Genomic DNA, 25212 nt, shown 5'->3' with positions numbered 1-25212 from the left:
AAATGCCGAAGCAGCGTTTGCGTTTCAAATCCATCAAACTAAGGCTAGGCTGGCACCAGCTGCGGGACGAGCTGCTGTGCTTCGCCGCGAACAATCAGCCACGTGTTGTGAAGCTTGCAAGTCATCATGCTTTCACCCGTGGCCAATTATGGCGCCGATCGGCGGCTGTTAGTCAGACGTTTTTGGGAGCGTTGGCCTCTGCAAGTCCTGCGAAGCTGTCTCTGCCGCTGGATCTTCAATCGCTGGCACAGCACGCCCATCCGTCCTGCGACGTCCGGTCGAGCGCGGCATCGAGATCAGCTTCGGCACTGTCCAAAACTCCAGCGACGGACTTTCCAGCCCCGACGGTCGCATTCTCGCGGCCAACGTTCCGGACATCGCGCTGTTCGGCGCGACACCTTCCAGAAATCACCAGTCAGCTGTCGAGACTGCGTGTCCTCAGGCAGACACCTATCCCATGCGTGCGCTTGTCGTCGAACAGAAGCTCGACGCCGCCTTGTTCGAAGGCGGCGATGAGCAGCGCCTCGGAACTGCGATGCAACTGGTGGCGGTGAGACTCGAAATCCTTGATGGTGCTTCGGGACACGCCGGAGGCCGAGGCGAGCTGATCCTGGGTCCAGCAGAGGAGGCCACGGGCCGCACGGCACTGCGCCGGATGAAGAAGCATCGGTCGCGCTCTCGCTTTCGATTTGCGAAGTCAACCATATTGGGCGACATTGCGCAATGTCGTCCGTCCCCCGCTCCATGGAGTCGTGCCCCCGGTGCAAGGCAGTGCCTTCCTCGTCTGGCTGATCGGTTTGCCCTTCCTCGCAGCTCTCGCCTCGCTGTGCCTGCCGGCCAGATCGCGGAACGCAGAGGCGTGGCTCGCCGGCGCGACGATGCTGGCGCTGCTGTTCCTTGTCGCTTTCGCCTATCCAGGCGTGGCGGACGGCGCGGCGCCTCGGCGTGACATCGACTGGATCCCCGAGCTCGGCCTGAGCCTCGTGCTGCGGATGGACGGCTTCGCATGGGTGTTCTCGGTGCTCATCACCGGGATCGGGCTGCTCGTGGTGCTCTACACCCGCTATTACATGTCACCGGAAGACCCGGTAGCGCGCTTTTACGCGTTCTTCCTTGCCTTCGCCGGATCGATGCTGGGCGTGGTGACGTCGGGCAACATCGTCCAACTCGTCGTCTTCTGGGAGATGACGAGTGTCTTCTCCTTCCTCCTGATTGGCTATTGGTACCACAACGCCCCGGCCCGCGACGGCGCTCGCATGGCGCTGACCGTGACGGGGCTCGGCGGGCTCGCGCTGCTCGCCGGCGTTCTGCTGATCGGCCACGTCGTCGGCAGCTACGACCTCGACGCCGTCCTCGCATCGGGCAACGCGATCCGCGCAAGCAACCTCTACCTGCCGATCCTGATCCTCGTCCTTCTCGGGGCTTTCACAAAAAGCGCGCAGTTCCCGTTCCAGTTCTGGCTGCCGAACGCCATGGCGGCCCCTACCCCGGTCTCGGCCTATCTGCATTCGGCGACCATGGTGAAGGCCGGCGTGTTCCTGCTCGCCCGCTTCTGGCCACTCCTGGCAGGGACGCCCGAATGGTTCTGGCTCGTCGGCCTCGCCGGCCTTGCGACGCTTCTACTCGGCGCGTTCTTCGCCATCTTCGAGCAGGACATCAAAGGCCTGCTCGCCTATTCGACCATCAGCCATCTCGGCCTGATCACGCTGCTGCTCAGCCTCGGCAGTCCGCTCGGGCTGGTCGCGGCCATCTTCCACATGATGAATCATGCGACGTTCAAGGCGTCGCTCTTCATGGCGGCCGGCATCATCGACCATGAGGTCGGCACCCGTGACATGCGCCGCCTCGGCGGGCTGTTCACCTTCATGCCAATCACGGCGACGCTCGCCATGGTCGCGAGCGCTGCCATGGCCGGCGTGCCGCTGCTCAACGGTTTCCTCTCGAAGGAGATGTTCTTCGCCGAGACCGTCGAAACGCATACGCCCTCGATCCTCGACACTCTCACGCCCTATGTCGCTGTTCTCGCCGGCACCTTCGCCGTCACCTACTCGCTCCGCTTCATCCACAGCGTCTTCTTCGGCCCGATCCCGGCCGATATGCCGCGCACCGCGCATGAGCCCCCCTTCTTCATGCGGCTACCGGTGCTGCTTCTCGTCCTGATCTGCCTGATCGTCGGCATCGTGCCCGGCCCAACGATCGGGCCGTTCCTGCACAGCGCCGTGCTGTCCGTGCTCGGCGACGCGACGCCCTATTACAGCCTCTCGGTCTGGCACGGTTTCAATCTGCCGCTTCTGATGAGCACGATCGCGCTGGTTGCCGGCTGCCTCTTCTACCTCATGCTCAAGACCTATCTCGCGACCAGCGAGGAAGGTCCGCCCTTCATCCGCCGCCTGCGCGGCGAGCGCATCTTCGAGCGGGTGATGGTCTCGGTCGCCTGGCGCTGGGCGCGAATGCTCGAGATCTGGCTCGGCACGCGGCGGCTGCAGCCGCAGCTTCTGCTCGTGATATCGGTCGCCGTCGCGGCTGCGCTCGTCGTTCTGCTGCGGGGCGGGCTCGGGCTGCCGTCGCCCTGGAGCGGCAACGTGGACGTTCTCTTCACGGCACTATGGGCGATCGGCATCGTCTGCGCCATCGGCGCCGCCTACCAGGCCAAGTACCACCGCCTCGTCGCGCTGGTGCTGATGAGCGGCGCCGGCCTCGTCACCTGCGTCACCTTCGTCTGGCTGTCGGCGCCCGACCTCGCCCTGACCCAACTCCTCGTCGAGGTGGTCACGACGGTGCTGATCCTGCTCGGGCTGCGCTGGCTGCCGAAGCGCAGCGAGGAGGTCCGGCATCCTCCGTCCATCCGTGCCACCTTGCGCCGGTATCGCGACCTCGGCATTGCCGTCGCGAGCGGCACCGGCATGACGCTCGTCGCCTATGCGGTCATGACCCGCCTGCCCCCGCAGACAATCGCCGACTATTTCCTCGAACGCGCCTATTCAGAGGGCGGTGGTCGCAACGTCGTCAACGTCATCCTGGTCGATTTCCGCGGCTTCGATACCTTCGGCGAGATCGCCGTGCTCGGCATCGTGGCGCTCACCGTCTTCGCCCTGCTCCGCCGGTTCCGCCCGGCGCCCGACAGCGTCGACTCGCCATTCCAGCAGCGGCAGCAGATCGGCCCTCAGGACGAGTCGACCACCGGCGGCGACGGCAGCATCGCCAGCGACTACCTGCTCGTTCCCTCCGTCACCATGCGGTGGCTGTTCCCGGTGATCATCGTCTTCGCGGCCTATCTCTTCATGCGCGGCCACGACCTGCCGGGTGGCGGCTTCGCAGCCGGCATCGCGATGGCCACCGCCTTCATCCTGCAATACATGGCGTCCGGCGTGCGCGTCGTGGAGGAGCAGCTGCGCGTCCTTCCCGTGCGCTGGATCGGCTCGGGCCTCCTTGTCGCCGCCGCGACGGGGATGGGCTCTTGGCTCTTCGGCTATCCCTTCCTCACCTCGCATTCGCGCTACCTTGACTTGCCCATCCTCGGCAAGGTCCCTGCCGCGACCGCGCTCCTGTTCGACCTCGGCGTGTTCTCGCTCGTCGTGGGCGCCACGGTGCTGATGCTGATCGCACTCGCTCACCAGTCGATCCGCAAGTTGCGCGCCGCGCGGATGCCGCTTTCCCAGAAGGCGGAGGCGCCGTGATGGAACTTGCGCTCGCGATCGGGATCGGCGTGCTCATCGGCTCCGGGGTCTGGCTGGTGCTGCGCCCGCGTACCTATCAGGTGATCATCGGCCTCTCGCTGGCGGGCTATGGGGTGAACCTGTTCATCTTCTCGATGGGCCGGCTGCGGGTGAACGCCCCGCCGGTCCTCGACACCGGCCGCCCTGTCGACCCGTCGCTCTACACCGACCCGCTGCCGCAGGCCCTGGTGCTGACTGCGATCGTGATCGGCTTCGCGACGACGGCGCTCTTCCTCGTCGTTCTCCTTGTCTCGCGCGGGCTGACGGGAAGCGATCACGTCGACGGCAGGGAGCCATGACGATGCGGCTCGCCGACCACCTCCTGATCGTGCCGATCGTGCTGCCGCTCGTCACCGGCGCGCTGCTGCTGCTTTTCGACGAGCGCCGCCACATCCTGAAGGCGACGATCGGAACACTCTCGACACTCGTGCTGGCCGGCGTCGCGATTGCGCTCCTCTTGATGACGAACGACGGTGCTGGCCCAGCTTCGGCGGCCTATCTGCTCGGCGACTGGCCGGCGCCCTTCGGCATCGTGCTGGTCCTCGACCGGTTGTCGGCGATGATGCTGGTGACGTCCAGCCTGCTCGGCGTCGCGGCGCTGCTCTTCGCGTTGGCGCGCTGGCACAAGAGTGGCCCGCATTTCCACAGCCTGTTCCAGTTCCTGCTGATGGGCCTCAGCGGCGCCTTCCTTACTGGGGACCTGTTCAACCTGTTCGTCTTCTTCGAGGTAATGCTCGCCGCGTCCTATGCGCTGCTGCTGCATGGCTCCGGCGCCGTGCGAGTCCGCGCCGGGCTGCATTACATTGCCATCAATCTCGTCGCCTCGTTCCTCTTCCTGATCGGCGTCAGCCTGATCTACAGCGTCACCGGCACGCTCAACATGGCCGACCTCGCCGGCCGGATCGCCGGCCTGTCGCCGGACCATCGCGGCCTGCTCGAGGCCGGGACGGCGATCCTCGGCATCGCCTTCCTCGTCAAGGCCGGTATGTGGCCGCTGTGCTTCTGGCTGCCGGGCGCCTACGCAGCGGCGGCCGCGCCGGTCGCGGCAGTCTTCGCGGTGCTGAGCAAGGTCGGCGTCTATGCCGTCTTCCGCCTTTCGCCGCTTTTGCTCGGCGTCGGCGCGGGGTCCTCGGCCGGCCTTCCGGATCGCGTGCTCCTCGTCGGCGGCCTCGCGACGGTGGCGTTTGGCATGATCGGCGTGCTGGCCTCGCAGGCTCTGGCGCGGCTCGCCGCCTTCAGCGTCATCGTCTCGAGCGGGACGCTGCTCGCCGCAGCCGGCATGGCCGATGTCGCGACCACGGCCGGGGCGCTTTTCTATCTGGTGAGCTCGACCTTCACGATCGGCGCCCTCTTCCTCCTCGTGGAGCTGGTCGAGCGAACCCGGGATCCGGCCGCGCAGGTGCTCGCGGTCACATCGGAAGTCTATGGCGACGACGAAGGCGAGGAGGTCGCGGAGGTTGGCATCGCCATTCCTGCGACGCTCGCCATCCTCGGCACCTGCTTCGCGCTTTGCGGCATTCTCGTCGCGGGACTGCCGCCCTTCTCCGGCTTCGTCGGCAAGTTCGCGCTGCTCTCGGCTGTGGTGGGGGCGGGTGACGACGGCGAGATCCGGCCGGCGTCCTGGGCGTTCCTCACCCTCGTCATCCTCTCTGGCCTCTTCGCGATGGTCGCCATGATCCGCGCCGGCATCCACATCTTCTGGGCGCCGGCGGAGGCAATCGTGCCGCGGGTGCGGGTGATCGAATTCGCACCGGTCGCGCTCCTGCTCGGGCTGTGCGCGGCGATGACCGTCGGTGCCGGGCCACTGATGCGCTACGCCACCGCCACGGCCGAGGCGCTGCACGCACCGGCGGCCTATATCGACAGCGTCCGAAATACGGCGCGGGTAACCGCGGGAGACCCACGATGACGCGCTGGTTGCCTTATCCGGGCCTGACCGCCGCGCTGCTGGTGATGTGGCTGCTCCTCAACGGCGTATCCACCGGCCATCTCCTGCTCGGCAGCATCCTCGCGATCGGCGCCGCACGAACTATGGCCGCGTTGCAGCCCACCAAGCCACGCGTGCGGCGTTGGGACAGCGTTTTCCGACTTGTGGCGATCGTCAGCGTCGACGTCGTCCGCTCCAACATCGCCGTCAGCCGCATCATCATCGAGGGCCCCGACCGGCCTGGCCAACCCGGCTTCCTGGTGGTTCCGCTCGCGCTCAGGGACCGGACGGCCCTCGCCGCCCTCGCCTGCATCCTTACCGCGACTCCCGGAACGGCCTGGCTCGAATACCGCTCGCGCCGCGATACGCTCCTGCTGCATGTGCTCGATATCGGCGAGGAGCAGGACTGGATCGATCTCATCAAGAGGCGCTACGAGCCGCTGCTGCTGGAGATATTCGAATGAGCGCCACGATCCTCGCCTGGTCCATCGGTCTCGCGCAGTTGCTGCTCATCGCGGCGATGGCCTGCTGCCTCTACCGGCTGGTGCTGGGCCCACGGGCGCAGGATCGGGTGCTCGCCCTCGACGCGCTCTATATCTGCGCGATGCTGCTGCTGCTGACCATTGGCATGCTGAGCGGCGGAACCCTTTATTTCGAGGCGGCACTGGTCATCGCCCTGCTCGGCTTCGTGTCGACCGCGGCGCTGGCAAAGTTCCTGATGCGCGGGGAGGTCATCGAATGAACGCTGCTGCCGACTTGCCGCTCTGGGCGGCCATCCTCGTGTCGTTCTTCGTCGTCTTCGGCGCCGCGCTGACGCTGCTCGGCACAATCGGGCTGGTGCGAATGCGCACATTCTACGCCCGCGTGCATGCGCCGACGCTGGGCACGACGCTCGGTACCGGTGGCGTCCTCGCCGCCTCAATGATCCTGTCCTCGATGCTTCAGTCGCGGCTGGTGCTGCACGAGATCATGATCGCCGTCTTCGTGACCGTGACAACGCCGGTCACGCTGATGCTCCTCGGCCGCGCCGCGCTGTATCGCGACCGCATTGAGAAGCAGGAGGGAATACCTCCGTTCGAGAACGACCCCTGAGAAGCGTCGGCGCGAGTTTGGCTCTCACGCCAGCAGCCCGATGCGGCACGGGTGAGACCGCCCCCCTCCGGCGATAAGCCAATTGACATGATGGCGCCGCCCATCTGCCGTCTTCACGACGGTGCTCTCAGCGCTGATGGCGCGAGACCAGAGCAAGCATGTCGCCTCGTCGCGGATGCCCTAGGGCAGGTCCATGAGCCGGTTGCACGCGCCGGCCGCTCCACGCCCTTGATCCGATCTCGACCGCTGGCGGCACCACGGCCGTCGTTGCCCGGCTCTTCGCGCGTTCGTCCAGTGTCTGAAGGGAAAACGCTCGCGTGGATGCTGTGCCGTCCCGCCCGAACAAGCCGCAAACCGGATGGGTCGCCGCGTCTTTTGCGGCGACGGTCCTTCAGTTCGGTCGCAGCCGTCATTCCACCGGCCTGATCACTTCGTGGCTGGGGGCGCTTTGGTGCTCGTGGCGCGGATGAACCGATCGCGGAACGCGCTCATCGGCCAGACGGGCGCGTCACCGTCCGGAACGAGGCCGCTGCTCCATCCCCAGTCACCGAACGCCGCCACAATGTCCGGGGGGCCGATCAGGTGAACGGGCACGTCCCGGCTCTGAATTCCGGCGACGAAAGGGGCCGGCTGGTGGTCGCCGAGAATGACCATCAGCTGCGGCCTGCGCGCGTGGCGCTCGGCATAGGACAGGATCGTCTGCAGCGAATAGTCGATCGCCTGCCGGTACTGATCGCGCACGCGATCCTGGTCCCGCCAGACGATTTCGGGCGGATCGCCCGAATCTGCCCACCGGTCGAAGACGGTACCGTCTCCCACCTCGCTCCAGGGGATCAGCGGCGGAACGGGGACCCAGGGAGCGTGCGAGGAGAGCAGCACAATTTGCGCGAATAGTGGGCCGGCCCCGGATCCGCGCGGGATCAGGCGGTCGAAGGCATCGAGGGTGTACTGGTCCGGCATCGTCACGAAGTTGAACGGCCGCCCGCGATAGCCGAGATCGGCGGCCGCGAGGATGGTCTCGAATCCCTGCTCCGGCCCCTCCGGCCAGGCCATGGTGATGCCGGGCATTACGGCGGCCGTGCGGAAGCCCGATGCGGCAGCGAGGTGATAGAGGCTGGCCCGACGGCTTGCGAGCAGCGCGCGATATCGCGTCTGGTTCGAGATCATCAGCCCGGATTCGAGCGTGCTGTGGGCGAGCCAGCTCTGGCCGCCCTCGACGGGCGAGGTCAGCCAGCCAGACCGCATCACGACGCCGGCCGCGGCGAGACGCCGCTCGGCCTCTCGGAGCGTCGCGAGATGGGTCGGAGAATAGAGCGGGTTGTCGAAGCTGGAGCGACCATAGCTCTCGACGAACACGATGAGTACGTCACGGCGGGCGAGGCGGTCGAAGAGAGCCGTTGCCCCGGCGAAGGGATCGCTCGCGGCATCGGCGCGGAAGCGGACGAGATCGGCGCGCGTCGCCGCATAGGTATCGAGGCGATCGGCCATGAGGCGGCTCGCCGATACCGTGAGCGGGAAGCGAAGCGGAAGCGCGCCGGCGCCCCCGGCAACCACGATGACCGCGACAAGGCCGGCCGCGGCCAACGTGATCCGTGCGGGAGCGAGCCCCGACCAGCAGCCGCTTGCCCACCACAGGAGCGCGGCGAGGCTCGCGAGCACCAGAATGGCGCCGGCCAGCGTCGCCAGCGCCAGCCATGCTCCCAACGCGCTGCTCGCCAGCCTGATGCCGGCTTCGACGAGATGGAGGTCGACGGCCGGGTTGAACGGCCTGGCGAAGGCCAGGATCGTGCCGATATCGGCGAGCTTAAGGACCGCGAGGGACATGAGCGCGGCGACCAGAACCGCGCGCAGCAGCAGGGACCAGATCGAGCCCGGCGGACAGGCCGCGAGGATCAACAGGATGGCCGGGAGTTCCAGCGGGAGCTGAAACGCCGCTGCGGCCGTGACGCCTTCAGGCGAGTTCGGCGCGATGAGCACGAGGTTGAAAACGAGAGCGGCGAAGGCGAGCGCGACGAGCCCTGGCCGGCGCAGCCCGGTCACGATGTCCGCCTCCGGGCGAGCCAGACGATGTCGATGGCAAACGACCAGCCGAGCGCCAGCGTCGCCGCCGCCGCCAGCAAGGCGGCGGGCGGACCGCTCACGGCAGGCGCGTTGAGGACGATCAGGGCCGCAATCTGGACGACACAGATCGCCTTGCGGCGAAAGGCTTCGGGCAGTGAGCCGTTCAGCCACGGCACCGCGAGTCCGGCTGCGACATAGACATAGCGCATCGCGCCGAGCACGAGGACCCAGGACCCGAGCTTGCCGGAATCGAGCACCAGCAAGGCGAGGATGAGCCCGAGGGCCGCGTCCACCTCCATGTCGAAGCGCGCGCCGAATGACGATGCGAGGCCGCTGCGCCGCGCCAGCCATCCGTCGATCCCGTCGAGCGCCAGCGCGATCGTGGCGACGCTGACGACGAGCCAGGCGTCGACGTTTCCAATCGGCTCCGGCACCGCCAAAGGCGCGACGAGCGACGACGCGAGCGCGGCGCGGCTGAGCGTGACGATGTTGCAGAGGCCGAGGCGCGCATGAGGATAGCCGCTGCGCAAACCCGCGACCGCCAGGCCGGCCATCAAAGCGAACAGGCTGATCCCGAGCGGAATGCCGGCAGGCTCGAGACGCTGCGCGATCGCCGCCGTCAGCGCCGCCATGAGCAGGGTCCAGGCGAAAAGCCGCGCCGCCGCCCCCGAAGGCGACGGCGCATCGAAGACGCGGCAGAACCGGGACAGCCGGCCGAGCGCGGTTGCGGCAATGCTCATGAGCCGAGAGTTAGCGCGCACGCTGTGATGTCAAGCCGTGTGGTCGGCTCGCTGCACACAGGGCTCGGCCCCTGTGCCACACCATCGGCAGCCGCAGATCGCAACAACAGGTCGGGCTTGCGCCAGCAGCGTTACCGGGGAAGCGCTCACGACCAAGGCACTATCCAGTCCCCGCATACCGACTAGAGCAACCGCTGGGGATCGAGCGCAAGATAGACGACGGGACGACTTGGTTGACCAAGGCGATGAGGCAGCGGCTGAACGAGAAGGGTGCTCGGAACCGACCTGGCCTTACGACGATCGCGGTGATGCTGGACAACATCGAACGTCCTGACGTGCATCGGCGCCGGCGCGGCCGAGCGAGTTGACGCGACGATCGGGGGCGCGGTAAAGCCGAGGCCCGGAGGCCGTTCGGTAGCAAGCCGGCAGAAGTGCGTTTCGCGGCAGCGAGCGCCGAGCCTGAAATGCTGACGCGTTCAAGGCTCGGATGGGTGGCCGAGTGGTTTAAGGCAGCGGTCTTGAAAACCGCCGAGGGTGCAAGCCCTCCGTGGGTTCGAATCCCACCCCATCCGCCAATTTCAGGCCACACGGAGAGCCCCCAGTTGCCGACAGCTGAGGCTTCGTGTCCGCCCTCACGCGAGACCGCGACGGGCGCCGTCATCGCCACTCCGAACTCTGCGGCACTCTTCCAGAGATCTTAGTTCCAGTTGTGCTGATCTTAACCAGCGGCCGAGTAGTTGGCTGAAAGCGCATTAGCCTGCCGCGTGTCAGACAAAGCTAATTCCATTCAGTTGCTTCGTTCATAGCCTTCACATTGGTCACGCCAAAAAGGAACAGGGATGCAGCCTGGTCCGCTAGCGCAGAGCGCGGGGACGGTTGAAGCGGTGTCAGTCGCCCGGCCGATCGCCGTGTCGCTGAACGATGTCGGCATCAGTTTCGTCATCGCCGGCCGGGCTGACTACAAGGCCGTCAGCCCCACGTCGCTCAACGTGAACGACGGCGAATTCGTCGCGATCGTCGGTCCGACCGGCTGCGGCAAGTCCACGCTGCTGAACGTGGCGGCCGGGCTGCTGCGGCCCTCACAAGGCAGCGTTCGCATCTTCGGCGAGCCCCTGCATGGGCTAAATGGCAAGGCGGGTTATCTGTTCCAGCAGGATGCCCTGATGCCGTGGAAGACCGCGCTCGACAATGTCGCGATTGGGCTCGAGGTGAAGGGCGTCCGGCGCAAAGAGGCGCTGGAGGAAGCGCAGGAATGGCTGGGGAAGATCGGTCTCGCGCGCTTCGGTGACCGCTACCCGCATCAGATGTCCGGCGGCCAGCGCAAGCGCGTGGGCCTCGCACAGGTTCTCGTGCGGCAGCCGAAGATCCTGCTCATGGACGAACCGTTCGGGCCGCTCGATGCACAGACCCGCCAGATCATGGGCGCTCTGCTCCTTGGACTGTGGGCCGAGGATCGCAAGGCGGTCCTCTTCGTCACGCATGACCTCGAAGAGGCGATCGCCCTCTCCGACCGCGTCGTGATCATGTCGGCCGGACCCGAGTCACGCATCATCGGCAATTTTCCTGTTCCGCTTGCTCGACCGCGCGATGCCGCAGAGATACGCCTTGATCCGGCCTTCCACGCGATCCACCGGGCCATCTGGAACGAACTCAGGGCCGAGGTCGCCAAGGCCTATGAAGACGGGCTGCGCCCGACGAGCAAGACGCCATGAAGCTGCATCCTGCAAAGCTCCTCCTGCTGCAGATCCTGGTAGCGTTCCTGGCGCTCCTCGTCTGGCAATTCGGCGCAACGGTTTCGATCGGTGGTCGCGAGCTTCTGCCGGAGTTCTTCTTCTCCAGGCCCCTGGACGTCTTTTCGCGGGTCGTCTCGCTGTTCGTCACCGGCACGATCTGGAAGCACCTCTGGATTACGCTGACCGAGACCGTGCTCGCTTTCGTCATCGGCTCGGTCGGCGGGGTCGTGGTCGGTTTCTGGTTCGCCCGCAAGCCGAAAGTCGCAGCCGTTTTCGACCCGTATGTGAAGATGGCGAACGCCTTGCCGCGCGTCGTGCTGGCGCCGATCTTCATGCTGTGGTTTGGCCTCGGCATCTGGTCGAAGGTGGCGCTCGGCGTGACGCTGGTGTTCTTCATCGTGTTCTTCAACGTCTATCAGGGCGTGAAGGAGGTGAGCCCGGTCGTGCTTGCCAATGCGCGCATGATGGGGATGAATGAGCGCCAACTGTTCCGAAACGTCTATTGGCCGTCGGCGATGTCGTGGATGTTCTCTTCGCTCCACACCGCGGTCGGCTTCGCCCTCGTCGGCGCGGTGGTCGGCGAATATCTCGGATCGGCCGCCGGCCTCGGCTATCTCATACATCAAGCCGAGGGAGTCTTCGACGTGACCGGCGTCTTCGCCGGCATGGTCATTCTGGCCGCGTTCGTTCTCCTCATCGACTGGCTGGTGACGCGGGTCGAGCGGCGCCTCCTTATCTGGCGCCCGCAGGCGGCCAGCAACGAGACCTGAGCAATCTGACAAAGAGGGAGGAATATCCATGAAGGTCCAGGCGTTGCTTCTGGCCGCGAGCCTCGTCCTGCAGGGGCTTGGCGCACTGCCGGGCCTAGATGTGGCCGAAGCCGCCGAGGTCGAGAAGCCGAATGTCACCATCGGTGTCGGCGGCAAGCCGCTTCTCTACTATCTCCCGCTGACGCTCGCAGAGCGGCTGGGCTCCTTCAAGGACGAGGGGCTCAATGTCGCGATCAATGATTTCGGTGGCGGCGCCAAGTCGCTGCAGGCGCTGATCGGCGGCTCCGTGGACGGTGTGACCGGAGCCTATGAGCACACCATCCGGATGCAGCAGAAGAAGCAGGATATCCGCGCGGTCATCGATCTTGGCCGCTATCCTGGAATCGTGCTCGCGGTGCGCAAGTCGGAAGCCGACAAGCTGAAAACGGTCGCGAATCTCAAAGGCGCCAAGATCGGCGTCACCGCGCCGGGCTCGTCGACGCACATCCTCGTCCAGTATGCCTTTGCCAAGGCCGGGCTGAAGTCCGACGATGCGTCGTTCATCGGCGTCGGCAGCGGCCCTTCGGCCGTAGCCGCCATGCAAAGGGGCGAGATTGACGCGATCGCGCATCTGGATCCGGTCATATCGAAGCTGCAGGATCTCGGCCTCATCGACGTGCTGATCGACACCCGCACGACGGAGGGGACGGAGCAACTCTTCGGCGGGATGAACCCTGCCGCGGTGGTCTACTTCAAGGAGAGCTTCATCAAGGCGAACCCGAAGACGGTTCAGGCCTTCACCAACGCCTTCTACCGCACGCTGAAATGGCTGGAGACGGCGACACCGGAAGAGGTCGCCGCGACCGTTCCCGAGGAGTACTGGCTGGGCGACAAGGACCTTTACATCAAGGCTTTCATCGCCTCACGGGAATCCTATTCGACGGACGGCGCCATCGACGAGGCCAGCATGAAGAGTGCGCTCAACCTCATCGCCACGACGGATCCGAGCTTCAACGCGTCGAGCATCGATTTCTCCAAGACCTTCGACGACTCGTTCCTGGTCAAGGCAAGAGACCGATAGTCGCCCAAGCCGTCACTATGTTGGCCACAGCGCCCAACGGCGACGGTCTGACTCATCGTAGAGTTCGAGCCGGACCGGCCTTAGAATTTGTGACGCACGCCCGACCTCTGCGGCCGGACGTGCTGGCTTTTCGTCCAAATGACGAGAGGATCGCCTATCCTCGTTATTTCGGGAGCGAGCGGTCCATGCCCCAGAGATGGTAGGCGCTCTCGCCCGTCTCGGCCTTGTCGAGGCCGGACATCTGGATCGCGTCCGGCACGCGGAGGATGCCGAAGGCGTCGAGTATTTTCAGCAGGACGAGGGTGATCACCGAGGCGTAGACCGCGACGATCGCGACTGCGAGCACCTGAATGCCGAGTTGGCCAACGCTCGCTTCGACCTTGTTGATATGCGAGCTCGCCAGCACGCCGATCAGGATTGCGCCGGTCATGCCGCCGACGCCATGCGCGCGCCAGACCTCCAGCGTGTCGTCGATGCCGAGCGCCTTCTGAACATGCTTGGCGTGATAGCAGGCGGTCGCGCCGAGGGCACCGATGGCCAGCGCCGCCATCGGCTCGACATAGCCGGAGGCCGGGGTGATCGTCGCGAGGCCGGCTACGGCGCCGACGAGGACGCCCGAGAAGGACGCCCGCCCGCTCTCGCGCCATTCCCAGAACATCCACACCAGCATGGCGATCGAACCGGCCAGCATCGTGTTGGTGAAGGCATAGGCCGCCAGCGCGTCCGCGGCATAGGCGCCGCCGGCGTTGAAGCCGAACCAGCCGAACCAGAGTAGCCCGGCGCCAAGCGCCACGAGCGGCAGGCTGGCCGGCGAGGATTCCGGCTCGCCCGCCGGCATCTTGCGCTTGCCGAGATATTTCGCGGTTGCGAGCGCGGAGAAGCCGGCCGCCGTGTGGATGACGATTCCGCCGGCGAAATCGACGACGCCGAGCTTCGCCAGAAAACCACCGCCCCAGATCCAGTGCGCCGCCGGGAGATAGACGATGATCGTCCACAGCGCGATGAACAGAAGATAGGCGCCGAAGCGGAAGCGGCCGACAAAGGCTCCGGTCATCAGCGCCGGCGTGATGATGGCGAACATCATCTGATAGGCGAAGACCAGCATGAACGGCACGGATGCCGCATAGGTCGGATTGGGCTCGATCCCGACATGATACATGCCGAAATAGGTCCCGATGCTGCCGATGACGCCGCCGATATCTGGGCCGAAGGCGAGGCTGAACCCGCCGAAGACCCAGATGAGGCCGACCACGCCGATGCAGACGAAGTTCTGGATCATGATCGACAGCATGTCGCGCTGCCGCACGAGCCCGCCATAGAACAAGGCCAAAGCGGGCGTCATCATGCACACGAGCGCCGTGCACATGAGGACGAAGGCGGTGTCACCGGCACTGATGGCTTGCATCGGGTTTCCCTCCGTTCACGCGTGGTCTCCGACCGTGTCGGCGAAGCACGCAATGGGCAATTCGGATGCCTTCCCGATGATCGGCCATCGGGAAGGCGTTGGCTTCGACGGCAGTATCAAGCCTGCCCTCGGCGTCAGCTCCCTGCGACCGCGGCCCCCGGCTTCGCGCGGCCCACCATGTGGCCGGCGACCGGCTGGTGGGGATGGGGCGCCAGCAGCTTCTTCGGTGCGATGAACAGGTACATCGTCAGCACGTAGGGGGCGGTGAAGGACGGAATTCCCATCGGCGAAACGATGACGTCGAGCGCACCCTGCACGAACACCGTCACCACGGTCGCAAGCAAGGCGTAGATCGCCACCCGCGGCGACTTCTCCAGGAAGATCAAACCCACAGCCATGGCCGTCAGCACCGGGCTGAAGCCATAGAGGCCCTGGCTGACCACGACGGGATCGGCGCCCATCCCGATCGAGACGACCATTGCGACCAGCGAGCCGAGCGCCGCGGCAATACCGGCGGGGACAGATGCAATGAAGATTCCGAGAAGTATGATGACGCCAGAGATCTCGCTGCCGAGCAGATAGACCTGGCCGATATTGCGGAAGAAAATCTGGACCAGCTCGATCGGCGCCGGGATCGGCTGCAGCCCCTGGAGATAGTCGGTGGCGAGCTTCGGCGCATCGCCCGTCACATCAAGCGCCCCGAACGAATAGGCGCCCGCGACCATCAGCCACCCGGTCAGCACAAAGGGACCCGTCGATCCCGGTATGCCCCACTTTGCAGTCAGCGTCGCGCTGAAAGCCGCAGTGATCACCGTGCTCGCAGCCGAGCCGACAACCACATAGACCCATAGCTGGGGAGAGGCAGCAATGAAGGTCGGCAGTGCGGCGCCGACAAGGACGCCGTTGAAACCGAAGAGGCCGGACTCAATCGATTTCTCGTCGCATTCGAGCAAGCGCGCGGTCAACGTCGCGACAACGACGCCGACGGCCGATCCAATTGTGGTGGCCCAGACGCCGGACGCGTAGGACGCGTAGGCCATCGCGACGAAGAACAGGGCGCCCGTGACCGCGTTCTCCATGAAGAAGACCTGGCTTGTCCCCTTGAGACAGTCCGTCGCGAAACTGCGCTTGAGCTCGGCCATGGATATCTCTTTCAATCAGCGCCAGAGAAATTCGGTGGGGAGGGTGCGCCCGCGGGCTTCCTCCCGGACGATTGTCCAGAAGCGGCGGACTTCGCGGCGGACGTCGTAGCTCTCGATGCCGACGGCTCGCAGCATGAGGCCGGCGCCGTTCGGCAGGCGGCTGACGCCCGAAAGCGCTCTCGCCTCGCCTTCCGGAAAACGGTTCTCGTACCGTTCGACGATCCGCGATGCGACAGCCTCAGGGGTGATGCAGAGGATATTGGCGAAGGCGTCGAAGCCCTTCATGACCGCGGGATGATCGATCATTGCGTCGCCCTTCTCGATCAGGAGCTTTTCGGCAAAGAGCTTCCTGCCATCGGGACGGCGGATCGATATCGCCATCGAAAGCAGATCGAGGCCAAACCGCTCCTCGACGTGATGATGCTTGCGGCCGGCAAGGACCATTTCGCCGTAGAGCACCGTCGCATCCTCGGCGACGACCAGATCCGTCTGACTGATGAAGCGGGAGTCGCGGTAGAGGATCGTGAAATCGGGCAGGTATTCGAGATAGGCGCCGCTCTCGACCGCGATCGTCTGATGCTGGGAGGCGTAGTTCGCATCCATCTGATGGACGCGATTGGCGCTCTGCGATGTCACATGGGCCGACGCGCCCGCCTCGACCCGGATGTCGATCCGGTATCTGTCGCCCTGCAGGATGCCGCCACCAATCGAGATGATCGAGCAGATCGGGAGCTCGGGCATGGCCTCGTCGAAATAGAGGGCACGCTGCACGAGCAGAGGCGCCACGCGATAGAGATCGCAAAGCACCGAGCGACCGCCACGGAGTGCAAAGCCGAGTCGAAGCTCGCCGACTTTGCCGGGCGCCGCCGCGCGCATCTGCGCCGGCTCGCCCTGATAGCCGCTGACCTCGCGCGCCGCATCGAGGCGTCCGAGCTGCTCGTGAAGTGCCATCGTGTCAGGCGCTCGCAGTCGCGGGCTCTTTGACCTTCACGTCGAAGAGCGCCATGTCGAGGATCATGCGGATGAGATCGTCAATGCCCTCGCCAGTCTTGCAGTTGGTGAAGAGGAACGGCTTCTTGCCGCGCATCAGCTTGGAGTCACGGTCCATGACTTCGAGGCTGGCGCCGACATAGGGAGCCAGATCCTTCTTGTTGATCACGAGGATGTCGGACTGACAGACCCCGGCCCCATTCTTCCGCGGGATCTTGTCGCCCGCCGCGACATCGATGACGTAGATGTAGAAGTCGGCCAGCGCGGGGCTGAAGGTCAGCGTGAGATTGTCGCCACCCGACTCGATCAGGATGACGTCGCTGTCGGGGTACTTCTCCTCGAGTTCCTCGACCGCCGCGATGTTCATCGACGGGTCTTCGCGCACCGCCGTATGCGGGCATGCGCCGGTTTCCACGCCGACGATCTTCTCCTCGACCAGGATGCCGTTCAGCGTACGCCGAACCTGCTTGGCGTCCTCCGTCGTCACGACGTCGTTGGTGATGATCAGCGGCTTGATGCCGAGATCGATCAGGCGGGGCGTGATGGTCTCGATGACCGCGGTCTTGCCGGAGCCGACGGGTCCGCCGATGCCGATACGGGTGATCTTCTTCATGAGCTGCTCTCCTTGCCGCCGCTCTGTTCAGTTCATGAACAGGCGGACATGCGTGGTCGTGTGATGAGCGACGAGGACATCGAAGATGGGCGCGAAAGACGACATCTCCTCGAGCGTGAGATCGCGCGCCCCGCAATAGTCGTCCTCGACCCGGGCCTGGGCGCGGAAGAGGATACGCTGCGTTTCGAGATGATCGATGCGCATCAGGCGCAGCGCGGCCGAGAGGATCATCGACCCGACGCCATACTGGTGCATCACGAACGCCTCGCGCTCGCTGGCGCCCAGGTGAGCGAGCGCGACCGCCTGGCCCACCGGATAGCAGCCCGGCGTCAGGCCGGACCGGATATCGGCAAGCCACCGCTCCAGGGCCGGCGACGGCGTGATCTTCAGGGTGAGTTCCGCGAATTTCTTGCCGACCCGGGTCAGCATCATCTGCTGCTCTTCACCGACACGGCGGCAGAAAAGCTCTTGGTCAGCATGCCTGATGGCATCGCCGTCTCCGGCCAACGCGGCGCGATGAGCATGCAGGAGCGCGACGCCGTCCATCCGCGCTGTTTGGCGCAGCATCATCTCGACATATCGATGAAGGCTCTCGGCGTCCTTCACCACGCCGGTCTGCAGCGCGGATTCGAGGCCGTTGGAGAAGGCGAAGGAGCCGATCGGCAAAGTGGAATCCGAGAGCTGCAACAGCCGCGCAAGATGCGCCATCCCGCCCGTCGCCCCACCTCCGCCGATTCCGGCGTCCGCCATCATTTGCCCCTCGAATGCGAATGGCCATGCGGATGCGCGTGGCCGTGCTCGTGCTCGTGGGCATGATCTTGCTCGTGGGGGTGGGCATGATCATGGGAGTGGGAGTGGGAGTGGGAATGCGCATGAGCGTCATCGCGGACGCTGTGATGGTGGTGCGGAACCGCATCCGCGCCGGCGAAGAGAAGGCGGGCCTCCTTGGCGTCCAGCTTGGCGACGATTTCCTCGCCGGGGGCGAAACGCGTCGTCACATGCTGGTAGGCATGGGTGCGCATGACCGACGCCATGACCTTCTGGTCCACGGATAGCGGCACATAGACGGTCGTCCCCTTGATCACGGCCGGCCAATGCTGGTTGCCGAGACCGTGGCCGAGCTCGAAGCTGGTGCGCAGGATCTCGGCCGGCGACAGCTTCTCGATGCCCTCAAGCTCGATCACCAGCACTTCCTTGAGTGCGATGCGCGCGGCGACGATGACATTGTTCGCCTCGTCGTAGTGGAGCACGTCGCCATCATGCAGCTGTTCCGCTCGCGGGAGCGAGATCGCGAGTTCGATGCCACCCTCGCTCGCCTTGCGCAGCCGGTTCTTGGGAGCCTCCCACTGCTCCAGGACGAGCGGATCGACCAGGGCACGCCTTGCTCGCTCCTGCCAGACCGGTTCGGAGAGGTTGCCAAGCTTGGTTTCGACGAGAATCACGATGTACCTCCGGGTGCGCCGACGTCAGGCGCGGCGAAACTGCGCCGCCGTCTGAAGTCCGAGCAGAGTGACGCCGTAGCCCATGACCAGGCTGGCGATGACGTAGAGAAGCGAAAGGCCGAACTCGCCCGGCGACGCCATCTCCGAATAGGCGCCGAAGGCAAAGGTCGAGAATGTCGACATGCCGCCGCAGAATCCGGTCGAGATCAGCAGCGCGACATTGTCGGACGTCCGCCGCACCTGATGGAGACCGAAGACGAGGCCGAGCAGAAACGAGGCCAGCATGTTTGCGGCGAAAATGTCGACCGGGAAAGCCGCGCTGTAGCGGCCGAGCGCAAGCACCAGAAGCTCACGCACGACAGCGCCGGCTCCTCCACCCACGAACACGAGCACGGAAGCCGTCGTCATGGCCCGACCCCCTGGCTCCGCGCCAGCGCAACGCCGGCAGCGGCCGCCAGCAGCCCCCCGCCGACGGAGCAGACGAGGTAGACCACTGCCAGCGCATGCCCATTGGCGCGGGATGTCTGAACGGCATCGAGCTGCATGGTGCTGAAGGTGGTGTAGCCGCCGAGCAGACCCGTCAGCAGAAGAGAGGTGACGACGGTGCCGTAACGATGCTCCCAGCCGATCGCCAGGAGCGTCGAAAGATAGGCAATCACGAGAGCGCCCGACAGGTTGATGGTCAGCGTGCTGAACTTGAAGGCCGTGCCCAGAAGCCGGTCGATCACGCGCCCCAGTTGCCAGCGCAGCAGCGATCCGAGCCCCCCACCCACCCCGATCAACAGGAAATCGTTCGCATCCATCGGCATGCCTTGTGACGCCGCTGCGGGGCTCATCGCCCGCAGCGGCGATGCGATGCCTCAGCTGAAGAAGTACAGCTGGCTCAGCGGGATACGCCTCGCCGGTTCGATCGTGGCGTGCTTGCCGTCGACGGTAACCGCGAAGGTCTCGGGATTGACCTCGATCTTCGGCATGGCCGAGTTGCGAACCATCGCGCTCTTGGTGACCGTCCGCGTGCCGTAGACCGGGACGACCTGCGACTTCAGCTCGTATCGATCGACGATGCCCTCATCGATCGCCGCGCGCGAGGTGAAGGTCATACGCGTCCTCGCCAGCGCCGAGCCCTGCGCGCCGAACATCGGGCGGTACATCACAGGCTGCGGGGTCGGAAGCGAGGCGTTCGGATCGCCCATCAGCGACCAGGAGATCATGCCGCCCTTGATGACCATCTTCGGCTTCGCACCGAAGAAGGCCGGCTCCCAGAGGATCAGGTCGGCCATCTTGCCGACCTCGATCGAGCCGATGACATGGCTGACACCCTGCGCGATCGCAGGGTTGATGGTCACCTTGGCGACGAAGCGCAGGACGCGCTCATTGTCATTGCCGGAGCTGTCGCCCTCATAGGCGCCGAAGCGCTGCTTCATGAGATCGGCGGTCTGCATGCTCCGCATCCAGTTCTCGCCGATGCGTCCCATCGCCTGGCTGTCGCTGGAAAGGATGGAGATCGCGCCGAGATCGTGCAGCACATTCTCCGCCGCAATGGTCTCGGCCCGGACGCGGCTTTCGGCGAAGGCGACGTCCGTCGGAATCTTCGGCGAGAGATTGTGACAGATCATCGTCATGTCGAACAACTCGGCCTGCGAGTTGATGCCATAGGGCAGCGTCGGATTGGTCGAGCTCGGCAAGACGTTGGAGAGGCTGGCGACACGGATGATGTCCGGGGCATGGCCGCCGCCGGCGCCTTCGGTGTGGTAGGTGTGGATCGTCCGGCCCTCGAAGGCGGCGATCGTGTTCTCGACGAAGCCGGCTTCGTTCAGGGTATCGGTGTGGATGCAGACCTGGACGTCGTAATTGTCGGCGACAGTCAGCGCGTTTCGGATCGCGCCCGGCGTCGAGCCCCAGTCCTCGTGGATCTTGAAGCCCGCAGCACCGGCGCGCAGCTGCTCCTCAAGCGGAACCGGCGCCGAGCCGTTGCCCTTGCCCAGCACGCCGGCATTCACCGGCCAGCCGTCGAAGGAGCGGAGCATCATCTCGATGTTCCACGTGCCGGGGGTGATGGTGGTGCCGTTGGTGCCGTCGGTGGGGCCGATGCCGCCGCCGAACACGGTGGTGATGCCGTTCGACAGAGCCGCCTGGGCCTGCTGGGGCGAGATGTAATGAACGTGGGCGTCGATCCCGCCGGCCGTCAGGATGAGATGCTCGCCCGAGATCGCATCCGTCCCCGGTCCGAGCGCGAGCCCTGTCGTCACGCCCGACATGATCGAAGGATTGCCGGCCTTGCCGATGCCGCAGACGAGGCCGTTCTTGATGCCGACATCCGCCTTGATGACACCCTGGATGGCATCAAGGATGGTCACATTCGTGATGACGAGGTCTGGCGCGCCCGCGGCGCTCGTCAGCTCGTTGTCATAGCCCATGCCGTCGCGGAGCGTCTTGCCGCCGCCATACACGGCCTCCTCGCCATAGACGCGGAGATCCTTCTCGATCTCGATATAGAGATCGGTATCAGCGAGCCTGATCTTGTCGCCGGTCGTCGGACCGTAGAGATCGGAATACTGCTGCCGCGAGATCTTTGCCATCTCAAAGCTCCAATGCCAGAATTGATCAGGTGGCGCGTTACGACTTGTTCTTGAACCCGTAACGGGTCACCCGCTCCAGCGCGTCGGCGAGACGGGGGCGGTAGTCGTTGTAGTTCTCGTCGCCTACCCAGCCGTCGACGAGGCCGTTGAAGCCGATGATGCGCTGCTTGCCCTGGAACGGGACGAGGACCACTTCCTTCTCGTCGCCGGGCTCGAAGCGCAGAGCCGTCGTCGCGGGGATGTTCAACCGCTTGCCGAAGGCCTGGGCGCGGTCGAACTCGAGCGAAGCGTTCACCTCGAAGAAGTGAAAATGCGAGCCGACCTGGATCGGCCGGTCGCCCGTGTTGCGCACCTTCAGGGTCGTGGTCGGATAGCCGGCGTTGATCTCGATGTCGCCGTCCGCGAGAACGAGCCCGCCAACGGGCACCTTCCTTGGCTCTGCAGTCATGATGGCCCCCTCGGCAGCTACTTGATGGGATCGTGAACGGTCACCAGACGGCTGCCATCCGTGAAGACGGCCTCGACCTGGACATAGGGGATCATCTCGGGGACACCCTCCATCACGTCGTCGCGCGTGATGGCTTTGCTGGCGAGTTCCATCACTTCTTCAACCGTCTTGCCAGCGCGCGCGCCTTCGAGCGCAGCAACGGAGATCAGTGAGACAGTCTCCGGATGATTGAGCTTAAGCCCCTGGTCTTTCCGCTTCTGCGCGATCTGCGCAAGCATGTAGATCAGAAGCTTATCCGTTTCCCTCGGAGTAAAGTGCATCGGATGTTCCTCGGCAATTGCATGCGTCAACCACGCCGGCGCCCCGCACCAGCTGAAGCTTCGTACGCAATCAGAAGTTACACGAGGAGGTTTCGCGGCACCATCCCCAATCGCTCCGGGAGACCATATATCGGGGTGAAGAATAAGTTCGTTGCGATGCATCGATCTTACGCATTGCTGTGGGCGGGGCGCTTCCCCCGAAGGGTCAGAATGGCCCGGAAACGGCGGTCCAGCTTGAATTTGACCACGCCGAAAAGCGTGCCCTGCCGTCGCCATCGCGGGCAAGGCCTCCGGATCGGCCCTTTTCGCGATCCGGAAGCCGTCACCGCCCCTTCTTTCCCGAAGCGCATGCAACGGCCACCGGACGATTCGGAAGCCGATCAATCACCACCTTGAAGGACAGTCTCGCCGATAACTGAACATGCCCGAAGGGCCAGGTCTGGCCACCGCCCACGACCGCCTTGCATAAGGGCGCATCTCAAATGCGATGCTGGGGGAAGTCAGTGATTCGCGAGCGCGATAGTCTTGTCGATACCGACGAGTTGCGGGCGTTCGACATCGTGGCGACGAAGAAGAGTTTCAGCCTTGCGGCCGTCGAGATCGGCTGCTCTCAATCGACGGTTAGCCAGCGAATTGCGCGCCTCGAGAAGAGGATCAATCGCAGGCTCATCGAGCGGACGACGCGACAGGTTCAGCTGACCCAAGACGGCGAGGCGATGCTGATCTATGCACGCTCTATCCTCGCCCTTTCGGAGGAAGCGCGCATCCGTCTGTCCCGACCGGAGCTGAAAGGCTTCCTCAAGGTCGGCATCGAGGACGAGTTCGCAACCACCCAGTTGCCGCAAGTCCTCGGCATCTTCCGGGCGCAGTTTCCCGATTTCGGCCTGAAATTCATCACGGGCCGCAACGAACACCTGCGCGACGTCCTGCGTTCGCGCGAGGTCGATATTATACTCGGTAAGAGCCATGCAGATTCGGCGAGTACCGCGCTCTGGCAAGAGCAGTTGATCTGGATCGCCCACCCCTCGCTGCAGCTCCGCGCCGCTGATCCCGTGCCGCTCATCTCCTACATCAATCCCAGCATCACCCGGAGCATCGCGGAATCGGCCCTCCTCGCAGGACGCCGCCAGTGGATCGAGGTTGCCGAATGCAGCAACCTGCTCGGCAAGCTTGCAGCGGCGCGCTCGGGCCTCGGCGTGATGGCGATCGGCCGCAGCTTCAGGAAGCCGTATCTCAGCGAGGTGCCCGAGACATTCGCCCTCCCCGCTCTCGGCAAGCTCTCCTATGTCATCGAGAGCAATTCTGCGCATTCGGACGCGGCCACGGGCGCCTTTCATGCGATCCTGAGCGAACTCGCGGTTCGAACCGCAGGCAAAGCCAGCCACGACTGACGTGGCGACGCGGCGTGGCTCGCGCGCTCCGTCACAGGAGAGATACGATCAGGATCCCGCCGATCGTGAGCAGCGTATTGGAGACGGCATAGGGGATCGTATAGCCCAGCGTCGGGACCTGACTTTTCGCCTGGTCGGTGAGCAGCCCCAGCGCCGCAGTCGAGGCGCTCGCCCCCGCGCAGCAGCCGAGCACGACCGCGTCATCGAAGCGGAAGACGTATTTCCCCAGGACCATGGCGAGGATGAGGGGGAGGCTGGTGACGAGCATGCCCCACAGGAACAGGCTCATTCCCACGTCGCGGACACCTGAAACGAAGCTCGGCCCGGCATTGATGCCGATGACCGCGATGAAGAGATTGAGCCCCACGGCGTTCATGAACCAGACGACGGGATTCGGCACATTGCCGAATGTCGGGTGAACGGAGCGCAGCCATCCTGACGCGATGCCGGCGAGCAGTACGCCGCCGGCGATGGAGAGCGTGAGCGGAACGCCCCCGAGCGTCAGGACGGGCACGCCGATCAACGCTCCGACGACGATCATCATGAACATCGCCGGGACGTCGGTTTCTTCCCGGGAGAAATCGGCACGGCCTATGGCGCCCGTCGAGGCGCGGATGCGCTGCGGTCGGCCGACGACAGTCAGGACGTCGCCGCGATGAACGGTCGTCTGCGGCAGGATTGGTATGTCATCGCCCATGGCGCCGCGACGGATGCGCGTCAGGAAGATGCCGTGCGTCGGCTCCATCTGCGCCAGTTCGGCCAGTGTCTTGCCGTCGAACGCGCGCCGCGTGACGACGATGTCGACGCCCCCGAGCGGAATGGCCAGCATCTCCCGATCCTCGACCTCTTCGGCACCGGCAGCGAACATGCGGCGGAGCGTCGACCTCGTCCCTGCGACGCTGACGATGTCGCCGGCCTTCAGAACAGTTCCCTCATGCGCGGCCAGAAGCTGCTCGCCGCGGCGGATCTGGTCGAGGAAGCAGCGGCCGGGAGAGCCCATCGTCTCAACCTCGTCCACCCGCTTGCCAACCTGCGGACTGTCATCGAGCAGGCGATAGGTGCGCATGATGTAATGGTGCCATGCGCTTCCGGAGCTGTTCCCTGTCCCGCCCATCCGCTTCTCATAGGCGCGGCAAGCCGCCGGGAGGTCGATGCGCAACAATCGCGGGCCGAGCTGAGAGAGTATGAGGATCGGGCCGATGGTGCCGAAGATGTAGGTCATGGCGAAGGCGGTGGACAGCGAGCCGACCATGGCCCGCGCCGCGTCCGGCGAGAGGCCGAGCCCCTGGATGGCGCTGGTCGAAAGGCCGAGCGCCGCCGAGGACGTGGCAGCGCCCGAGAACAGGCCGGCGCCGTAGCCGACATCATAGCCCGCGAGCCTTGCGACGCCGTAAGCCGTGCCCAGCATCATGGCGCAGACGATGACAGCGAACAGCGCCTGCGGGGCGCCGTCCTGGGCGACGCCGCGGACGAATTGCGGGCCGACGCGGTAGCCGATTGCAAACAGGAAGAGCAGAAAGAAGACGGTCGCGACGTTACTCGATATCTGGATATCGAACTGGCCGACGATCAGCCCGGCGATCAAGGTGGCGGCGACGGTCCCGATGCTCAGCCCGCGATAGCTGAGGGTGCCGACAGGATAGCCGATCGCAACCGCGAGAAAGAGCGCGATCGCCGGGTTGTTGCGCAGCGCTGTCACCAGCCAGTCGAGGATCTCCTGGGAAACGATCATCCGGCCTCCTGAACCATCAGGACAAGAGCGGGCGTCATGATGGCCCGCCCC

Annotated in this window: 25 protein-coding genes and 1 tRNA gene; 11 read left to right on the top strand and 15 right to left on the bottom strand. The window is 65.1% G+C overall.

Going from position 1 to position 25212, the window contains the following annotated elements; translation table 11 throughout:
* Nucleotides 1-415: 415 nt before the first annotated feature.
* The gene (locus tag QO015_RS01360) at nt 416-667 is read right to left on the bottom strand and encodes a helix-turn-helix transcriptional regulator (protein ID WP_266281970.1); all 252 of its coding nucleotides are present in this window, start codon (nt 665-667) and stop codon (nt 416-418) included.
* Nucleotides 668-761: 94 nt separating this feature from the next.
* Here QO015_RS01360 and QO015_RS01355 point away from each other — a divergent pair, with 94 nt between their 5' ends.
* From QO015_RS01355 to mnhG, 6 genes are read left to right on the top strand one after another with little or no spacing between them, the layout of a single operon-like run.
* Nucleotides 762-3677 (top strand): monovalent cation/H+ antiporter subunit A, encoded by a 2916-nt coding sequence (locus tag QO015_RS01355; protein WP_266281972.1) that lies wholly within the window; start codon nt 762-764, stop codon nt 3675-3677.
* Complete coding sequence (locus QO015_RS01350) at nt 3677-4015, top strand: Na+/H+ antiporter subunit C (protein ID WP_266281973.1); 339 nt, start codon at nt 3677-3679, stop codon at nt 4013-4015. Before QO015_RS01355 ends, QO015_RS01350 begins: the two co-directional genes overlap by 1 nt.
* A 2-nt stretch (nt 4016-4017) precedes the next feature.
* Nucleotides 4018-5625: a monovalent cation/H+ antiporter subunit D gene (locus tag QO015_RS01345; RefSeq protein WP_266281975.1), complete on the top strand. Its 1608-nt coding sequence runs from the start codon at nt 4018-4020 to the stop codon at nt 5623-5625.
* Nucleotides 5622-6107 carry a Na+/H+ antiporter subunit E gene (locus QO015_RS01340; protein ID WP_266281977.1) on the top strand — a complete coding sequence of 162 codons (486 nt, stop codon included), beginning with the start codon at nt 5622-5624 and terminating at the stop codon, nt 6105-6107. Before QO015_RS01345 ends, QO015_RS01340 begins: the two co-directional genes overlap by 4 nt.
* Nucleotides 6104-6385 carry a K+/H+ antiporter subunit F gene (locus QO015_RS01335; protein WP_266281979.1) on the top strand — a complete coding sequence of 94 codons (282 nt, stop codon included), beginning with the start codon at nt 6104-6106 and terminating at the stop codon, nt 6383-6385. Before QO015_RS01340 ends, QO015_RS01335 begins: the two co-directional genes overlap by 4 nt.
* Nucleotides 6382-6735 carry a monovalent cation/H(+) antiporter subunit G gene (gene mnhG / locus QO015_RS01330; RefSeq protein WP_266281981.1) on the top strand — a complete coding sequence of 118 codons (354 nt, stop codon included), beginning with the start codon at nt 6382-6384 and terminating at the stop codon, nt 6733-6735. The genes QO015_RS01335 and mnhG overlap by 4 nt, the downstream gene beginning before the upstream one ends.
* Before the next feature lie 426 nt (nt 6736-7161).
* On the opposite strand, the gene QO015_RS01325 is transcribed toward mnhG, so the two are convergent.
* Complete coding sequence (locus tag QO015_RS01325; protein ID WP_266281983.1) at nt 7162-8775, bottom strand: alkaline phosphatase family protein; 1614 nt, start codon at nt 8773-8775, stop codon at nt 7162-7164.
* On the bottom strand, nt 8772-9536 hold the full coding sequence (locus QO015_RS01320) for a CDP-alcohol phosphatidyltransferase family protein (protein ID WP_266281985.1): 765 nt from the start codon (nt 9534-9536) through the stop codon (nt 8772-8774). The genes QO015_RS01325 and QO015_RS01320 overlap by 4 nt, the downstream gene beginning before the upstream one ends.
* Before the next feature lie 485 nt (nt 9537-10021).
* On the opposite strand from QO015_RS01320, the gene QO015_RS01315 reads away from it, so the two are divergent.
* From QO015_RS01315 to QO015_RS01300, 4 genes are all read left to right on the top strand, one after another.
* A tRNA-Ser gene (locus QO015_RS01315) sits at nt 10022-10111 on the top strand.
* A gap of 309 nt (nt 10112-10420) precedes the next feature.
* Complete coding sequence (locus QO015_RS01310) at nt 10421-11248, top strand: ABC transporter ATP-binding protein (protein WP_266281987.1); 828 nt, start codon at nt 10421-10423, stop codon at nt 11246-11248.
* Entirely contained in the window at nt 11245-12039 is a 795-nt protein-coding gene (locus QO015_RS01305; RefSeq protein WP_266281989.1) for an ABC transporter permease, read from the top strand. Before QO015_RS01310 ends, QO015_RS01305 begins: the two co-directional genes overlap by 4 nt.
* A gap of 28 nt (nt 12040-12067) precedes the next feature.
* A complete protein-coding gene (locus QO015_RS01300; protein WP_266281991.1) occupies nt 12068-13099 on the top strand; it encodes an ABC transporter substrate-binding protein in 1032 nt (343 codons plus the stop codon).
* Between the two features lie 163 nt (nt 13100-13262).
* Here the strand turns inward: QO015_RS01300 and QO015_RS01295 are convergent, their stop codons facing one another.
* From QO015_RS01295 to QO015_RS01245, 11 genes are all read right to left on the bottom strand, one after another.
* Nucleotides 13263-14504, bottom strand: coding sequence for an ammonium transporter (locus QO015_RS01295; RefSeq protein WP_266281993.1), 1242 nt, complete (start codon nt 14502-14504; stop codon nt 13263-13265).
* A gap of 134 nt (nt 14505-14638) precedes the next feature.
* Entirely contained in the window at nt 14639-15646 is a 1008-nt protein-coding gene (gene yut, locus QO015_RS01290) for an urea transporter (protein ID WP_266281994.1), read from the bottom strand.
* 15 nt (nt 15647-15661) lie between these two features.
* The gene (locus QO015_RS01285; RefSeq protein ID WP_266281995.1) at nt 15662-16597 is read right to left on the bottom strand and encodes an urease accessory protein UreD; all 936 of its coding nucleotides are present in this window, start codon (nt 16595-16597) and stop codon (nt 15662-15664) included.
* Nucleotides 16598-16601: 4 nt separating this feature from the next.
* Nucleotides 16602-17249 carry an urease accessory protein UreG gene (ureG, locus tag QO015_RS01280; RefSeq protein WP_266281996.1) on the bottom strand — a complete coding sequence of 216 codons (648 nt, stop codon included), beginning with the start codon at nt 17247-17249 and terminating at the stop codon, nt 16602-16604.
* A 27-nt stretch (nt 17250-17276) separates the two neighbouring features.
* Nucleotides 17277-17957: an urease accessory protein UreF gene (locus QO015_RS01275; RefSeq protein WP_307288145.1), complete on the bottom strand. Its 681-nt coding sequence runs from the start codon at nt 17955-17957 to the stop codon at nt 17277-17279.
* A 41-nt stretch (nt 17958-17998) separates the two neighbouring features.
* Complete coding sequence (locus QO015_RS01270; protein WP_266281998.1) at nt 17999-18691, bottom strand: urease accessory protein UreE; 693 nt, start codon at nt 18689-18691, stop codon at nt 17999-18001.
* 24 nt (nt 18692-18715) lie between these two features.
* Nucleotides 18716-19099 (bottom strand): CrcB family protein, encoded by a 384-nt coding sequence (locus QO015_RS01265; RefSeq protein ID WP_266281999.1) that lies wholly within the window; start codon nt 19097-19099, stop codon nt 18716-18718.
* A complete protein-coding gene (locus QO015_RS01260; protein ID WP_266282000.1) occupies nt 19096-19494 on the bottom strand; it encodes a CrcB family protein in 399 nt (132 codons plus the stop codon). The genes QO015_RS01265 and QO015_RS01260 overlap by 4 nt, the downstream gene beginning before the upstream one ends.
* A 57-nt stretch (nt 19495-19551) precedes the next feature.
* Nucleotides 19552-21270, bottom strand: coding sequence for an urease subunit alpha (locus QO015_RS01255; RefSeq protein WP_266282001.1), 1719 nt, complete (start codon nt 21268-21270; stop codon nt 19552-19554).
* Between the two features lie 37 nt (nt 21271-21307).
* Nucleotides 21308-21718 carry an urease subunit beta gene (gene ureB / locus QO015_RS01250; protein ID WP_266282002.1) on the bottom strand — a complete coding sequence of 137 codons (411 nt, stop codon included), beginning with the start codon at nt 21716-21718 and terminating at the stop codon, nt 21308-21310.
* A 17-nt stretch (nt 21719-21735) separates the two neighbouring features.
* Nucleotides 21736-22038, bottom strand: a complete 303-nt coding sequence (locus QO015_RS01245; RefSeq protein WP_266282003.1) for an urease subunit gamma — start codon at nt 22036-22038, stop codon at nt 21736-21738.
* A 503-nt stretch (nt 22039-22541) separates the two neighbouring features.
* On the opposite strand from QO015_RS01245, the gene QO015_RS01240 reads away from it, so the two are divergent.
* A complete protein-coding gene (locus tag QO015_RS01240) occupies nt 22542-23429 on the top strand; it encodes a LysR family transcriptional regulator (protein ID WP_266282004.1) in 888 nt (295 codons plus the stop codon).
* Nucleotides 23430-23460: 31 nt separating this feature from the next.
* Here the strand turns inward: QO015_RS01240 and aspT are convergent, their stop codons facing one another.
* Nucleotides 23461-25161 carry an aspartate-alanine antiporter gene (gene aspT, locus QO015_RS01235; RefSeq protein ID WP_266282005.1) on the bottom strand — a complete coding sequence of 567 codons (1701 nt, stop codon included), beginning with the start codon at nt 25159-25161 and terminating at the stop codon, nt 23461-23463.
* Nucleotides 25162-25212 lie beyond the last annotated feature (51 nt).

The sequence above is a fragment of the Kaistia geumhonensis genome (assembly GCF_030815145.1).
Lineage (GTDB): Bacteria > Pseudomonadota > Alphaproteobacteria > Rhizobiales > Kaistiaceae > Kaistia > Kaistia geumhonensis.
This window is presented reverse-complemented; position numbering and strand designations above follow the sequence as displayed.

Bases quoted from the DNA above. Each gene is read 5' to 3' on its own strand.
- QO015_RS01300 (WP_266281991.1), top strand. From the start codon at position 12,068: ATGAAGGTCCAGGCGTTGCTTCTGGCCGCGAGCCTCGTCCTGCAGGGG.
- yut (WP_266281994.1), bottom strand. From the start codon at position 15,646: ATGGCCGAGCTCAAGCGCAGTTTCGCGACGGACTGTCTCAAGGGGACA.
- QO015_RS01320 (WP_266281985.1), bottom strand. From the start codon at position 9,536: ATGAGCATTGCCGCAACCGCGCTCGGCCGGCTGTCCCGGTTCTGCCGC.
- QO015_RS01255 (WP_266282001.1), bottom strand. From the start codon at position 21,270: ATGGCAAAGATCTCGCGGCAGCAGTATTCCGATCTCTACGGTCCGACG.
- QO015_RS01265 (WP_266281999.1), bottom strand. From the start codon at position 19,099: ATGACGACGGCTTCCGTGCTCGTGTTCGTGGGTGGAGGAGCCGGCGCT.
- QO015_RS01295 (WP_266281993.1), bottom strand. From the start codon at position 14,504: ATGCAAGCCATCAGTGCCGGTGACACCGCCTTCGTCCTCATGTGCACG.
- QO015_RS01350 (WP_266281973.1), top strand. From the start codon at position 3,677: ATGGAACTTGCGCTCGCGATCGGGATCGGCGTGCTCATCGGCTCCGGG.
- QO015_RS01335 (WP_266281979.1), top strand. From the start codon at position 6,104: ATGAGCGCCACGATCCTCGCCTGGTCCATCGGTCTCGCGCAGTTGCTG.
- QO015_RS01285 (WP_266281995.1), bottom strand. From the start codon at position 16,597: ATGGCACTTCACGAGCAGCTCGGACGCCTCGATGCGGCGCGCGAGGTC.
- QO015_RS01275 (WP_307288145.1), bottom strand. From the start codon at position 17,957: ATGGCGCATCTTGCGCGGCTGTTGCAGCTCTCGGATTCCACTTTGCCG.
- QO015_RS01305 (WP_266281989.1), top strand. From the start codon at position 11,245: ATGAAGCTGCATCCTGCAAAGCTCCTCCTGCTGCAGATCCTGGTAGCG.
- QO015_RS01260 (WP_266282000.1), bottom strand. From the start codon at position 19,494: ATGGATGCGAACGATTTCCTGTTGATCGGGGTGGGTGGGGGGCTCGGA.
- QO015_RS01245 (WP_266282003.1), bottom strand. From the start codon at position 22,038: ATGCACTTTACTCCGAGGGAAACGGATAAGCTTCTGATCTACATGCTT.
- QO015_RS01345 (WP_266281975.1), top strand. From the start codon at position 4,018: ATGCGGCTCGCCGACCACCTCCTGATCGTGCCGATCGTGCTGCCGCTC.
- QO015_RS01360 (WP_266281970.1), bottom strand. From the start codon at position 667: ATGCTTCTTCATCCGGCGCAGTGCCGTGCGGCCCGTGGCCTCCTCTGC.
- ureB (WP_266282002.1), bottom strand. From the start codon at position 21,718: ATGACTGCAGAGCCAAGGAAGGTGCCCGTTGGCGGGCTCGTTCTCGCG.
- aspT (WP_266282005.1), bottom strand. From the start codon at position 25,161: ATGATCGTTTCCCAGGAGATCCTCGACTGGCTGGTGACAGCGCTGCGC.
- QO015_RS01340 (WP_266281977.1), top strand. From the start codon at position 5,622: ATGACGCGCTGGTTGCCTTATCCGGGCCTGACCGCCGCGCTGCTGGTG.
- mnhG (WP_266281981.1), top strand. From the start codon at position 6,382: ATGAACGCTGCTGCCGACTTGCCGCTCTGGGCGGCCATCCTCGTGTCG.
- ureG (WP_266281996.1), bottom strand. From the start codon at position 17,249: ATGAAGAAGATCACCCGTATCGGCATCGGCGGACCCGTCGGCTCCGGC.